The 14,250-nt window shown below is 43.0% G+C and carries 13 protein-coding genes; 7 read left to right on the top strand and 6 right to left on the bottom strand.

The window, feature by feature from the left end:
* The 3 genes from LC653_RS47565 to LC653_RS32530 form a co-directional block, all read right to left on the bottom strand.
* A partial coding sequence (locus LC653_RS47565; RefSeq protein WP_372478255.1) for a recombinase family protein occupies positions 1-206 on the bottom strand: 206 nt, incomplete at its 3' end.
* Positions 207-423: 217 nt separating this feature from the next.
* Positions 424-600, bottom strand: coding sequence for a hypothetical protein (locus tag LC653_RS32535; RefSeq protein WP_229498727.1), 177 nt, complete (start codon positions 598-600; stop codon positions 424-426).
* 143 nt (positions 601-743) lie between these two features.
* Positions 744-2,195 carry a hypothetical protein gene (locus LC653_RS32530; RefSeq protein WP_229498726.1) on the bottom strand — a complete coding sequence of 484 codons (1,452 nt, stop codon included), beginning with the start codon at positions 2,193-2,195 and terminating at the stop codon, positions 744-746.
* Positions 2,196-2,912: 717 nt separating this feature from the next.
* On the opposite strand from LC653_RS32530, the gene LC653_RS32525 reads away from it, so the two are divergent.
* The 5 genes from LC653_RS32525 to LC653_RS32505 all read left to right on the top strand — a co-directional run bounded on the left by LC653_RS32525 (position 2,913) and on the right by LC653_RS32505 (position 9,803).
* A complete protein-coding gene (locus LC653_RS32525) occupies positions 2,913-3,209 on the top strand; it encodes a DUF2288 domain-containing protein (RefSeq protein ID WP_229498729.1) in 297 nt (98 codons plus the stop codon).
* Between the two features lie 204 nt (positions 3,210-3,413).
* A complete protein-coding gene (locus tag LC653_RS32520) occupies positions 3,414-5,846 on the top strand; it encodes an endonuclease MutS2 (RefSeq protein WP_229498725.1) in 2,433 nt (810 codons plus the stop codon).
* A gap of 620 nt (positions 5,847-6,466) precedes the next feature.
* Positions 6,467-7,072: a DUF3038 domain-containing protein gene (locus LC653_RS32515; RefSeq protein ID WP_229498724.1), complete on the top strand. Its 606-nt coding sequence runs from the start codon at positions 6,467-6,469 to the stop codon at positions 7,070-7,072.
* 249 nt (positions 7,073-7,321) lie between these two features.
* Positions 7,322-8,914, top strand: a complete 1,593-nt coding sequence (locus LC653_RS32510; RefSeq protein WP_229498723.1) for a DUF4335 domain-containing protein — start codon at positions 7,322-7,324, stop codon at positions 8,912-8,914.
* Between the two features lie 604 nt (positions 8,915-9,518).
* Positions 9,519-9,803 (top strand): YiaA/YiaB family inner membrane protein, encoded by a 285-nt coding sequence (locus tag LC653_RS32505; protein WP_229498722.1) that lies wholly within the window; start codon positions 9,519-9,521, stop codon positions 9,801-9,803.
* Positions 9,804-10,000: 197 nt separating this feature from the next.
* Here the strand turns inward: LC653_RS32505 and LC653_RS32500 are convergent, their stop codons facing one another.
* Genes LC653_RS32500 through LC653_RS32490 form a run of 3 tightly spaced genes read right to left on the bottom strand, consistent with a single transcriptional unit; the run spans position 10,001 to position 11,098 of the window.
* Positions 10,001-10,462, bottom strand: a complete 462-nt coding sequence (locus LC653_RS32500) for a ferredoxin (RefSeq protein WP_229498721.1) — start codon at positions 10,460-10,462, stop codon at positions 10,001-10,003.
* Positions 10,462-10,848, bottom strand: a complete 387-nt coding sequence (locus tag LC653_RS32495; RefSeq protein WP_229498720.1) for a DUF1257 domain-containing protein — start codon at positions 10,846-10,848, stop codon at positions 10,462-10,464. The genes LC653_RS32500 and LC653_RS32495 overlap by 1 nt, the downstream gene beginning before the upstream one ends.
* 40 nt (positions 10,849-10,888) lie before the next feature.
* Positions 10,889-11,098 carry a DUF2997 domain-containing protein gene (locus LC653_RS32490; protein WP_012406943.1) on the bottom strand — a complete coding sequence of 70 codons (210 nt, stop codon included), beginning with the start codon at positions 11,096-11,098 and terminating at the stop codon, positions 10,889-10,891.
* 848 nt (positions 11,099-11,946) lie between these two features.
* On the opposite strand from LC653_RS32490, the gene trmFO reads away from it, so the two are divergent.
* Positions 11,947-13,263 carry an FADH(2)-oxidizing methylenetetrahydrofolate--tRNA-(uracil(54)-C(5))-methyltransferase TrmFO gene (gene trmFO / locus LC653_RS32485; protein WP_229498728.1) on the top strand — a complete coding sequence of 439 codons (1,317 nt, stop codon included), beginning with the start codon at positions 11,947-11,949 and terminating at the stop codon, positions 13,261-13,263.
* A 414-nt stretch (positions 13,264-13,677) separates the two neighbouring features.
* Positions 13,678-14,079, top strand: coding sequence for a fasciclin domain-containing protein (locus tag LC653_RS32480; protein WP_229498719.1), 402 nt, complete (start codon positions 13,678-13,680; stop codon positions 14,077-14,079).
* The last annotated feature ends 171 nt before the right edge of the window (positions 14,080-14,250 follow it).

Raw genomic sequence — 14,250 nt, 5'->3', positions numbered from 1 at the left:
CGATAAATCCCAAAATTAAACCTAGTTAACCTGTCTTTGTATTCCACAACCACTCTAGTAATTTCATGGTTGATTACTAATTGAAACAGCCGCAATAATTTAGGTCGGCTGTCTGACATTCCAGAGCCGACCTCTGCAAAAATATGTTCGACGTTATATTTTTTTAATAAACAATGCTCTAACACTCTAGCTTTTTGTCTATCCAAATCACCAATAGTTTTTGTTCGTGGCTAGAAACACGAGTATATGCTGCAACTGCTTCAAGTCTATCCGGCACAGCTTCAATTTCAATGCCTAAAATCTTATTAACATCTTCTGGACGATAGCGCCGATGACCACCTTTAGTTCTAATTGCTGGTAACTTACCTGAAGTGTCCCATCAACGAAATTGTCCACGCTGTTACATTTAGTTTTTGAGCGACTTCAGCCGTAGTTAGCAGTCTCGGTTCCATGATCAGGCTCGATTAACTCACGCCAATGGTCATAAATCTCCTGAAATTCCTCTGGTGTTAGCACGTCGTCTAACTCAACGACATGCTGAAATACTCGCCCATCGTCCAACTCGAACTCTGTGCGAGTCACCCGAATGACTCTGGGCAATCGAAAAGCTCATTGCTCCATAGCATGCAAGGAAATCTATGACTCACTGAAAATTAGCATAACGCACGTTTTCTATAATTTCAACACCTTTATCCTATAATTTTCTGTAGTTTTACCTAGACTCTCCGCCAACTGCTCTTACCCTAGCACAGCGTGCTGCAAGCAACGCCGAGAAAGACGATTTTTTCAACATTCAAGACGCTAAGGGTGAACCCATCACGTTCAATGGTTTGATTGTTGGAGTTGCCCATAATGGTGTAATCACTTTTTAAATCAGGCAGAATCAGCTTATCCCATCCCCAACCGCCATCAATCGTGGCATTCCCGTAACCAACATCAAATATGTCACATCCATGTCCACCCTTAATTAAGACATCGGCAATAGCGCCTCCTTGGTACGAAACGGGATTACTGTCAGCATCAATTCGACGGGCTTTGAAGTAATCGTTACCCTTCCCGCCATCAATTGTTCCACCTTGGATACCAACGCTGGTGCCATAGCCAGTCAGGGCATCAGATCCTCGCCCTCCGTAGATAATGCCATCAGTATTAAGAATACCTATGCCAATAGCTTCTACACCACCGCTAATACCAGTACCTATGATGGTATCTTTGCCATCGCCTAAATTGATGATGCCACTGTTAACAATGCCTGTACCGTCAGCGCTCGTGCCTGTGCCGTCGGCAATACCGCCCTTGCCTGTACCGGAGATGAAATCGTCTCCTATTCCTTGAGAAATGTTGCCTCTGTTACTGATGCCTATACCCATATTCGCACTAAAGTCCCCAAAAGGGGTACTATCCCCTCCACCGCCTATGCCCGTCCCAGAGAGAGAGTCGTTTCCCTCGCCACCAAAAATATAGCTGCCTTGAGTGTTAGAGATACCTGTACCCACACCCGCTCTGTATGTTCTTCCTACGGGATCTCCAGACCCCCTACTGCCCCTACCAATACCAGTAATCGAATCGTCTCCTTTCCCTCCACAGATGACGCTACCGCCATCGTTGGAGATGCCTGTACCATCTCCTTGGGAGCTAGTTCCAGTTCCGAAAATGGAATCGTTTCCTTCTCCTCCATTAATGTAGCTGCCCAAAGTGTTAAAGATTCCTATACCAGTCCCTTCGTAGCTACCTCCAGTTCCGGAGATGGTATCGTCCCCTTTTCCTCCATCAATGTGGCTATCCTGAGTGTTGTAGATACCTCTACCGACTTGGCCTCCCCCCGCGTTTCCGGAGATGAAATCTTTCCCATTTCCTCCATTCACGTAACCACCTTCAGTGTTAAAGATGCCTGTACCAGGTGCATTGTCTCGATACTGGGAACCGCCCGTGCCTGTACCGGAGATGGTATCGTCTCCTTTTCCTCCATCAATGATGCCACTGTTAGCAATACCTGTGCCTGTGCCGGCTTGGCTGAAATCGTCGCCGCCGATGCCACTACCTTCGATAGTGTCGTTACCTCTTCGAGTATTAATGACTCCGTTTTTTTTAACCTCAATTCCAATTGCTGGGAAGGCATTATCCTCTTGACCTGTCACTATATCGGAGCCAGATGTGCCTATGATTGGGGGGAAAGAAACAATCAGTCTGGACATAATATTATTAGGTTCCTCAATTTAGTTTCATACTGCTTTAGCTGCTAAAAGTCTTGCTTTCTAGGCAATCTCAGAGGATGTTTGAAAAGTATAGTTTTTATCATGTTGAACGTAGCGCAGCAAAGTAAAGCATCTCAGCCTCAACGAAAAATTGGGATTATTCCCTACATTATTGCTGGTAAGCGCCTAAGTAAGAACTTTTATAGTGAGATGTAGTTATACCAGTTCTATATGAAGATGCATAGAAAGAACCCCACCGCCTGCAGCACCTCCCCAAAGCATCGGGGAGGTTGGGAGGGGTCAAAATAATGTGTAGCTTCACAGAGAATTGGTATTACTGTAATCCATATTGATGGTTAATAATCTTTAAATTTTATCTCGATTGATACAAATTGATACAAAAGGAACGTAAATAAAAAGACCATACAATAATAATGTGTCTATTTACGCCGCTTTGTACCAGTAGGCACTAAAGTAGCAGGGTTACTAACAGTTTTTATATATTAATTACCATCGCTGGAGTAATTGTGTTTTTATTTAAAATTGATGAAATGAAATCTGAAGTTTAGTCATTAGCCATTCAATTTTAGATTTTGAGTTTTCAGTTGAAGAGAAAATCTAAAACATCCAATCCTAAATCTAAAATTGGCAGAGTTAGGAGTTAAGAAGTAGTAATTAATGTAAAATAGACTATTAGCTAATACAAATTGAGGAATGATGTCGGATTTAAGAGCGGAATTAACAGAAATTTTGGATGAGGCAGAGTGGGAGTGGCTAATTCCTCATGTACAAAGAGATGCAGTAATTTTAGTGGCACTTGAGCTAAACTTGATCGATGTCGGAGTAGCGATCGCCAGTGATAATATACCATCAGTGGAACTGTGGATTGATGAGCAATTGATTACCAAACCCACGATAGTACAGGTGGGAGAATGGAATGGCGATCGCACTAAACGATTTAATACTCTCATCGTTCAGCCTTACGTTCTAGCGCAAGAAATAGTTGCTGCTTAATCAGTTTTTGTGGCGTTTTCGATCAGAATTGAAGTCAATAAAAATGTTGATGTAGTATAAAATACATCAATGTATAAGAAGGTGGAAGGAAGCAGAGGGCAAATATACCTCTCGACTATTCACTAAAGCAAAATTTTCTCCTTTAAAATTTAGCCATCTAGGGGCTAGAATTGTTACGATAATTTCAGATTAGATGTTGAAACCTTGATCCAATCTGAAACCTTAGAACTATTAGAATGGCATCGCCTCTGCCAGCACCTTGCCACCTTTGCGGCAACTAAGCTGGGGGCGACAGCTGCGCGTCATCTGAAAATACCCGATTCTCAGATCCAAAGCGAACAGTTGTTAGAGCAAACCAAAGAAGTCTACCAGCTGGAAACTCGCCTGACCACGGGACTGTCATTTGAGGGAATTCAAGATATTGGCAATTCCTTAGAACGAGCAGAACGCAGTGGAGTTTTGGCAGGAGATGAACTGTTAGCGATCGCTACTACCCTCGCTGGTGCCAGAAATTTGCGCCGTGTCATTGACAATCAGGAAGATTTGCCGATATTGACTGATTTGGTTGCCGATTTGCGGACTTATCCAGAACTAGAACAGGAAATTCACCGATGTATTGATGAACGGGCCCAGGTAACTGACCGCGCGAGTCAAAAACTGGGAGAAATTCGCACAGACTTGCGGCGAGTACGCAGCCAAATTACTCAAAAGCTGCAAAATATATTACAGGCAAAATCTGGAGCAGTTCAAGAACAACTAATTACGCAACGGGGCGATCGCTTTGTCATCCCTGTAAAAGCACCCCAAAAAGATGCCATCCCCGGTATTGTTCACGATACCTCTACTAGCGGTGCGACGCTATATGTGGAACCCAATTCAGTAGTGCCTTTGGGCAACCAACTGCGGCAGATAATTAGAAGAGAGCAAGCAGAAGAAGAAGCGGTTCGCCGTGCTTTGACAGAACTTGTAGCCGCAGTCAAACCAGATTTAGAGAGATTGTTAGCGATCGCTACCACTTTGGATCTGGCAACCGCTAGATCACGATATAGCTACTGGCTAGGAGCAAATCCCCCGCGATTTATCCAGCGTGAAGATAGTGAAATCATTACCTTGCGGAATTTGCGACATCCACTGTTAGTGTGGCAGCAACAGCACGAACAAGGGCAACCAGTAGTTCCTGTAGATTTGCTGATAAACCCATTAATCCGGGTAGTGACAATTACCGGGCCAAATACTGGCGGTAAAACTGTAACCTTAAAAACCTTGGGGTTAGCAGCATTGATGGCGAAAGTGGGTTTATTTGTCCCCGCCCGTGAACCAGTAGAAATACCTTGGTTTGATAAGGTGTTGGCAGATATTGGCGATGAACAATCTTTACAGCAAAGTTTATCTACATTCTCTGGGCACATCCGCCGAATTAGTCGGATTTTAGAAGCATTGGGAAATCGGGAATCGGGAATCGGGAATCGGGAAGAAGAGAATCTAGACCACTCCCCACTCCCCACTCCCCAATCACTCGTTTTACTCGATGAAGTCGGCGCAGGAACCGATCCAGTAGAGGGTAGTGCCTTAGCGATCGCCTTGTTGCAATATTTAGCCAACCATGCCCAGCTAACGATCGCCACCACTCACTTCGGGGAATTAAAAGCCCTGAAATACGAAGATGATCGGTTTGAAAATGCCTCTGTAGAATTTGACGAAAGTACTCTCTCACCCACTTACCGTCTGCTGTGGGGCATCCCCGGACGTTCTAATGCCTTAACTATTGCCCTACGCTTGGGATTAAAACCAGAAGTAGTAGAACAGGCGAAAACCCAAGTGGGAGAGGCCACAGATGAAGTTAACCAGGTGATTGCTGGCTTAGAAGCGCAACGCCGCCGTCAGGAAACCAAAGCTGCGGAAGCCCAAAGTTTGTTGCAGCAAGCGGAACGTTTATACAAACAAGTATCCGCAAAAGCCGCAAGTTTAGAGGAGAGGGAAAGCAGTTTGCGGGCTTCACAGGAAATAGCAATCCAACAAGCGATCGCCCAGGCAAAAGGTGAAATTGCCCAAGTGATTCGCCGCTTGCAGAAAGGTACGCCTACAGCCCAAGAGGCCCAGCAAGCAACCAATGCTTTGAATCAAATTGGCCAACTTTATCAGCCAGCAGTGCCAGCAAAACCAAAAGCTGGATTTATGCCCAAAGTAGGCGATCGCGTCCGCATTCCCAAATTGGGACAGATCGCAGATGTGATCACCGCTCCCGATGAAGATGGCGATTTAAGCGTTCGGTTTGGGCTAATGAAGATGACTGTGAAGTTGCAAGATGTAGAATCTCTAGATGGTCAAAAAGCCGAACCAATCGTCAAAGCCAAACCAGCCCCAGCAGTAACCCCGCCACCGCAAAGTGTCCCAGAAATTCGGACTTCCCAAAACACCATCGATTTGCGTGGTAAACGGGTAGCTGATGCCGAATACATTTTAGATAAAGCCATCTCGGAAGCTACAGGCCCAGTTTGGATTATTCACGGTTACGGTACTGGTAAGCTGCGACAAGGTGTTCACGCCTTTTTGCAACAGCATCCCAGAGTCAATAACTACGAACCAGCAGAACAAGCAGATGGCGGCACCGGTGTTACCGTTGCTCACATAAAATAAAGTAGCAATAAATGTGAAGGCTGCTAGTTTGTTCCATCCGTCTTTATAAAGCAATACGCTTGGGTTAAGGCTTGATCCTCCCTAACCCACTTTAAAAAAGGCTTATCGTTACCCACATTTTTGTAACAATCAAAGTGCCGCACTGACCGACATCCCGCCCAGAACTTCAGTTCTGCGGCTCAGAGCTACTGTCCACTAAGCGTGGACTGAAATTTTCGCTTTTACAGAAAATAGCTAAAAATTTGTATAGTAATTATGTATACATGAAGACCAAGTAATAAACATCAAAAATTTCAAAATTTAAAAGCGCAAATAAATTAGGAGGTATTCTAGATAATTACTTAGCGATAATTAGCGGTTAGCATTCAAAACAATAGTTTATTTATACTCTTGTACGGAACTAGCAGCGAAGGTTGGGTAAACCTTAACTAGAATTGATACTTTTCTACTTTGTCGAAAATAAATTTTCATCTAGAGTAGGACAAAGATACCTGCTGTTTACCACATAGAAAAAAGCTAGATGAAGCCTCTGGCTCAGAGCTATGGGAAACCAAGCTTGATTCTTAAGAGTCTGGTTTCAAAATGGGTAACAGCAACATCCCCTATCAGCTTGATCACCTATGCTAAAAGTTATGCACTCGGCCGCCAACTCAGCCACTCCAAATTCCCAGTGGGAGGATTTAATCAAGCTTCCAGCCCCAAACACAGTTCAATGGGACAATATCAAAACCCAATTAGACTTGGTGCTGTTGGCGCTAGAAACCTTAACTGGCATTGGTTCAGAGGCTATGCTTTCGGCGGCAACTGATCTGAATTTAGAGTCAAGAGTGCCAGACCGCGTAGCTTTATGGCGACTGCGCCAATCAAATCCCCTACGCAAAGGTCAAGGAGGGCGAAAAAAGCTAGATGTCGAAGAAGCGCGATCGCTTGTTCTGATCATCTGCTACCTAGCCAAACAGCACCAGGAATTGATTCGCCGCGCTGTCGGACTGTTGGAACAAATGGCAGGAAATAACCGGGAACCTCACCAGGCTGCTTTACTTGGAGATTATATTGATGCTTTTTGCAACACCTACCAAGAGCGGATGGAAGAGGACGAGAAAATCTCAACGGATTTACTAACCAACCTGGCCCTAAAACTGCTTGTAGATTTACTTTTTTACAGTGCTCCTGGTGGGCATCGCCGTCTCTGGCTAGCACTTATAGACCGTTCAACAAAATTTTAAATTTTAGATTTGAAATTCCTCAACCAAAATTCGCTCATGAAAGTTTGCTAGATAAGGATTCCCTTTTGATGGTCGTTAGCTCTTGGGCAATGCACTATCAGCACTGCTTCCTTCCTTGCACACCAGTTTGCATAACGAAGGAACCTGACAAAGTTCTGGGTGGAAGAATCCGCCATTTCAACTTTTATTTGCAAGCGACTGGCTCAACTTTTTGCAAAATCCCAAATAGTCTTCTTCGCAGTTCCTGCCATGCCTCTATCAAATTCTGTCATTCGTTGCTACACACCCCCTACTTGCACACTAGAAGTATTCGCGCAAAGCTCCCCCCTGTCGCGTTGGATGGGGAAAACTGTCCTCAAGCACCTGAGCTTTGAGCTTCGTTTTGATGATCCCCGGCTACCAGAAGAACACAGAGTTCCAATTCGGGGCGATTGCGATCAACTTGAAGCTTTATGTGATGCAGTCACAAGCTATGTACAGCAATTCCTCCAACAGTCTCCAGAAAGCTTTTGCGTCAGTTTCTCCGATACCCAGGAGTCAAGCACAGCATTAGGTGAGCCGGAATTAAAGTCCTCTACAAAAACATTAAATTCCTTTAGTACCCAGATTCCTGGGGCAAATATCCGCTTAGAACCAAGCAGCCATTTAACTCACAACTTATTTCTCGGTTCTCTTGCTAACCAATCATCCGGCCCCGTAATTCAACTCAGTCTGCTGCAACTATTCGATTTGGCCAGTGCTTTAGATGAGTACTCAACTGATGTTATGGCACTCCCAACTCTCAACAGCACTTCGACTCTGAGGTTCCCTGCTTGGGCACCTGTTGCCGCAGTATTAGTATTAGGTCTAGGTTTTTTACCAGTTACTTGGCAATATGCTAACAACCTTAGGGAAAAGCAACAGCAGACAGCCAAAACCGCAGATCCAGCTGCGGTAAAGACTGCTTTAGAACCTTCAACCTCACTAAACTTTCCCACGCCTCAACCTGGACTCACCACTCCATCAGAGAATTTGCTAGGTTCCACTCCTCCATTTTCTACATCCACTTTACCCCAAGCGCCTCTAACAGCCCCTATTTCTAGTTTCTCTACACCGCCACCTCTAAATGTACTGACAATACCTCAGGGCAAGACTTCAACCCTTTCCACTAATCGAGCGATTGCACCATCTAGCAAAATCCCAGGTCAGGAAATTGCTATATTACCAAATCTTGGACAGAACCCTACAGGGTCAAGTCCCCAAGGTACTACTCTTCCTCAACTGCGGGATTTGCCACCCAGACTATCTTCTAACACAAGCAGCTTACCAACTAATATCTCACCAGTTGTTCCCCCATCTCTTGACACCATACCCAATAGTGGCAATACTCTTACCCAACCCTCCCCACTAACCTCACAACAGCTACAGGAAAGAATTAATTCCCTACAGCAACCTTCTCCTGGAGAGAAACCTGCTTCACAACTTTCCTCCTCTAGAACTGCGGATAATAATCCCTTTATCGATCAATTAGGGGACGGACGCAAAGCTCCCACATCTACAGAAGTAGCTACAGGCACATTATTTGACACACCTCAAGTAGCAGAAGCTAGAGAATACCTAAAAAAACGTTGGCAACCACCAACTGGGCTAGGACAAACATTAGAGTACAGTTTGACAGTCAGTGTTGACGGCACAGTGGAACGAATTTTTCCCCTCAATAAGGCAGCAAGAGAATTTATTGATAGCGCTGGGATGCCTGAAGTTGGTAAACCTTTTGTTTCCGCCAATAAACGCGGAGAAAATGTCAGAATTCGAGTTGTTCTCAGTCCTGATGGCAAGGTACAGACTTTTTCAGATGAATAAGGGACTTCCAAGAAATAAATTATCCAAATAAACGAACCACTCCAGACACAGAGAACACAGAGAGGAGAAATAGAGAGAGTTTTTGCGTAAGTCCTGGGAACATTTTTTTATTTGGAAGTCCCTAAGTAAATTAATCCGTTTAAGCTGAGATATTGCATTAGTCACAACAACCGCCTAGTAATTCATTACTAGGCTAATAGCTAAAGTCGTCTAAAGACGACTAGTAAAAGCTTTTATTCTACTTAAGTGGACTTGGGTTATTAGTCTTACATTTCGAGTCTTGGGGGGCTAGTTGGTTTATCGAGAATCCTGCAAGATTTCAGTTTAATGCCACTTATAAAACTGGTACAAACCTTGTGCCAGTTTCTATTTACTTCAGTTGCTCTTGAGCTTGCTTTTTAGAGTCCAGTTACCAAACTGGTCTTACTATTGATACCAGTAAACCTACCACTCAATACAATTACTGTTAACACCAATTCTCCAAAATGAAACTATAGATAGATACAAGTCTGGAAACCCAGATTAAATCTGACTTTTCTTAATTACGAATTACGAATTACGAATTACGAATTGGTATAAATCACTCATATCAAAAGTAGGAAATATGCAAACAATTGGTACTCAAAAAGACAGTCCAGCTTGGGTTATTCAAACTTGGGCAGCTTTTGTAATTTCTATTTCTATGACCACCTGCGGCATTGTAAACTTACCTGTAAATGGCTGGGTGAAAGGCTTTATGGGTATGGGTATAGCTTTCTCTGTTGGCTCAACCTTTACTTTGGCGAAAACTACTAGAGACTTGCATGAAACTAGAAGATTAACCGCTAGGTTAGACGAGGCAAAAGTAGAAAAATTGCTTTCACAACACGATCCTCTAAATTTTAAATGAAGGCAGCCATAAAAATTTGGGATTTTGGATTGCCAATTTTGGATTAATGGGATTTAAACAGAAATCCCTTTCAGCAATATCAAATAATACTAACTTTTACAATTTGATGTGATTTACACATCAAAAATTAACTAGTATGACGAAAAGCAAAAGGACTGGTATCCAGTCCTTTATTATTTTGATTTAAGGTTTTTATGTTAATAACGGGATTTTTTGGTTTTTAACTTTTGCTTTTTACGCCGACGTTCGCTAGCAGCAACTGCATGTTCCACCGGATAACCGACTACAGGAATTACCTGATATTTGCGTTCTTGTTCTAATTTTTTCAGTTCAGTGTAATCAACCCAATGAATGCAATCAACCGGACAAGTGTCAATTGCTTCTTGGATAATTTCCTCAGCGTCTCCATCTTGCCGAACCACGCGCGATCGCCCGTAATCTGGTTCAATGTAAAAGGTGTTACGTGCAACATGAGCGCAATGCTTGCAACCAATACAAGTGATTTCGTCAACATAAACACCATTTTGGCGCAGCAAACCGCCCAATTCCGGTTCTAAACCAGAACGTTCTGGGGCATCCCGTAAAAAACCCCCTAATTCTGGTTCCAAACCGGAACGATTTTCTTCTTGTTCTTCAAGCGACGGCAGAAAATCAGCCATTACGCACTCCAGCGCTGTACTACCAGGCGAATTGAACCATCTTCATTTTTTTGTTGTTCAGAGACTTGAAAACCAACACGAGCGGTTTCTTTGACAACTGTTTGATAAGCATAGCGCTGTGTTACCTGGCGTAAAAATCCGTCTACAGACAGGTTTTGCTGCCAATATTGCAAGTCAGCTACCAATTCATATTCCAAGCCATTCCATCTAAAACCTATGTCATAGCCATTTTCCTGCTCAATAGTCACTTCCGCAGGATGGGTTTGACCGCGATAGCCACGGACTTCGCGTGGGCCAGGTTTCCAGTCTACGCCCAATTCAGTCAAAGCATCTTTCAAAGAATCAAGGTTACGGATTTGAGTTTTAATTTGGCTAAAGTGTGACATGGTGGTTGTGAATTATATTACACTAAACTACTGTGAAAACTTACCAATCGCTGTAAGTGGTGTGTGTATTCGCCACATTAGATTGCTGCACCTTCGCGGCGAAATATTCTGAGGTTGGCTCATGATTAAGTACTTGCCCCAGCTGTGCCTCTATTGCTGCTGTAACCTCAGCGCAAGAAGCCCCTACAATGCCAGTGACTTTTTCTTGTACCCGACCGTCTGGATAGATTATGAACTCTAATGTCTCCATGCTCTTGGCCAACCACGATAAGTACGCTTAAATTCTACTGCCTAAGCAGAAGGCTACAAATATAGCCGTAGGAACATTTTTACTTAGATACAAACTTACCATTTGTTAAATAATGTTCCATCTCTCAACATATATATCTCAGAATCTTTACAAAAATTATTAATTTTGTAAGCAGTCACATCAGTATTTAGTTAGTTTCTCTTAACCTCATCGATTAGTCAAGGTAAAAACTGAGTTTGCCAAGTAAGCGGCAAAAGTCCTAAAAATAAGCATTACAGTAATATAGCCAGCAAGGCAATTTACAAAAATATAAATTTTATTGAAAAAATTTATCATTACCATTAGATTTACCTTATTCTCTTAAGGTTTTCCAGGTAGGTTGGATTTAGCGCGGTGTCAGCCTACAGAAAGATGGCGGGGTATACGCAGAAGTAAATTGACCTGGGATAGGGTGTAAACGGATTTTTAGACTGCGATCGCCAGAATATAAAAATAGTAGAAGTTTTAACTATAAGCAAATTTTGGGTTTTCTTGGATCATGGCAACATCAGGGCAGGCGATCGCTTGATGGTAGATGTGTTGTTACTCCACCATGTTTGACACTGAATTATATAGCAATCCTAAATCATTTGTGAAAATTTCTGTTGATTCTTCTCTCTGTGTCGCGCCAGTTGCTTCAAGTCGGGTAACCGCAAGGGCGCACTGGCTTCTCTGCGCCTCTGTGGTTCGATTAAAAAGTAATTTCCACAACTCAGATAGGATTACTATATTGTCAGCATGACTTTTTATTTAATTTTACTTCAGTGATACTGATGAATACTTATGATATAGGAACCAAAAATTTAACTATGGAACAACAACCGATACAAGTAATTGGAGGTGGACTAGCTGGGACAGAAGCAGCGTGGCAAATAGCCCAAGCTGGAGTACCGGTAATTTTGCATGAAATGCGTCCAAAACGCTTCAGCCCTGCTCATCATACAGAACATTTGGCAGAATTAGTGTGTAGTAATTCCTTTGGGGCAATGGCAAGCGATCACGCAGCTGGATTATTGCACGAAGAGTTACGCCAACTAGGTTCTATCGTCATTTCTAAAGCTGATGAACACGCCGTACCTGCTGGTGGGGCGCTGGCAGTAGACAGGGGACAATTTGGCCAAGACTTGACTCAAACTTTAGCGAGTCATCCTTTAATTGAATTTCGCCGGGATGAAGTATCTGCAATTCCTGAAGGAATTGTGGTTTTGGCAACTGGGCCTTTAACCAGTCCCGACTTAGCCCAAGATTTGCGCCGCTTTACCGGGATGGAATACCTGAGCTTTTTTGATGCAGCTAGTCCGATTATTGTAGGAGAATCGATTAACCGTGACGTTGCTTTTATGGCATCACGTTATGACAAAGGTGAAGCTGCTTATCTCAACTGCCCAATGAATAAAGAGCAGTACTTACGGTTTCGAGAAGAACTTTGTAAAGCGGAACAAACAGAACTCAAAGGTTTTGAACGGGAAACGGCGAAATTTTTTGAAGCTTGTTTACCCATTGAAGAACTAGCACAGCGTGGGGAAGATACCATGCGCTACGGGCCTTTAAAGCCAGTGGGATTGTCAGATACTCGCACCGGGGAACGTCCTTATGCTGTGGTGCAGTTACGACAAGAAGATAAAGCTGGTCAACTGTGGAATATGGTAGGATTTCAAACGAACCTGCGTTGGGGTGAGCAAAAGCGAATATTTCAGCTAATTCCAAGTTTGGAAAAGGCGGAGTTTGTGCGATTGGGAGTGATGCACCGCAACACTTTTATTAATGCTCCTCAGCTAATGCATCCTACTTTGCAATTTAAAGAGCGTCCGACATTGTTAGCTGCTGGACAGTTGATTGGTACTGAAGGCTACACTGCTGCGGCTGCGGGTGGCTGCTTGGCGGGAATTAATGCCACAAGGCTAGCTTTGGGTAAAGAAGCTTTGGTTTTACCACCAACAACAATGATGGGTGCGTTATTGGAATTTATTAGTTCGGCTTCGCCGAAGCATTTCCAACCAATGCCGCCCAACTTTGGGATTTTTCCCGAATTGGGTGCGAAAATCAAAAGTAAGCAGGAGCGTTATGGACGTTACCGCGATCGCTCTTTAACTGATTTAGCAAACTGGAAAGTTAATCATAATTAATGGGCATTGGGCATTGGTTACGAATTATTCTCCTCTGCCTCTGTGCCCCTAATTTACCCCCAATACTGCTCGGTTAAGAGTCGATCCCCCCAACCCCCCTTAAAAAGGCTTGCTCAAAATGCCTTATTTTCCCCCTTTTTAAGGGGGACTAAGGGGGATCTCCAATGACTATGCACCTTAACCGAGCAGTATTGAATTTACCCCTATTTCCCAACTTGCTATCTATAAAGGCTTCACGAGTTTTAAGGCTAACATCGGATATTTGTTCTACCAGGAATTTCCCTAGAAACGTCATAAGGTGATGTCTTACGTGTAGTTTATTCAAAGCCTGATTTTAAATTTATTTTATTTAATAAAACTTCAAATAGGTTTATTATCCTTTAAAATCTTTTGCAGAGATTCTAGGTAAGATATATGGCTGATATTGTTGATATTGCAGTTACGGCTGAGTCTTTTAAAACACTGGTGGCAGCTGTGCAAGCTGCTGGTTTAGTAGAAACATTAAAAAGTCCTGGCCCGTTCACTGTCTTTGCACCAAATGACGATGCTTTTGCCAAGTTACCACCGGGAACTATCCAAACTCTGTTACAAAATATTCCCCAGCTAACGCGGATTTTAAAGTATCATGTCGTTCCAGGAAAGCTGCTAAAGGCTGATTTGGCACAACTCGGTACGGTTAATTCTGTGGAAGGTTCACCCATTAAAATTAGTTCTTCTGATGGTTTTGAAGTTAAAAATGCCACAGTTTTAGCAGCAGATATCGAAGCTGATAATGGTGTGGTACACGTTATCGATACGGTGATTTTACCGGGTTAATTCAGCCAGGGTGGGTATTTTCCACCCTACTTATCCAAAATCTTTATAATTAACTAACTATTGGGAATATCAAAACGCAACTCAATAGTTTAATTTATGTTATATTTGCAAAGTGATTACTTACTAATATATTAATGTTGATTTCGTTATTTTAAAATACAATAAATTAAA

This window comes from Nostoc mirabile CHAB5784 (assembly GCF_020829645.1).
GTDB lineage: Bacteria > Cyanobacteriota > Cyanobacteriia > Cyanobacteriales > Nostocaceae > Nostoc > Nostoc mirabile.
Note: the sequence above shows the minus strand (reverse complement) of the source record. Positions and strands in the feature narration are given on the sequence as shown.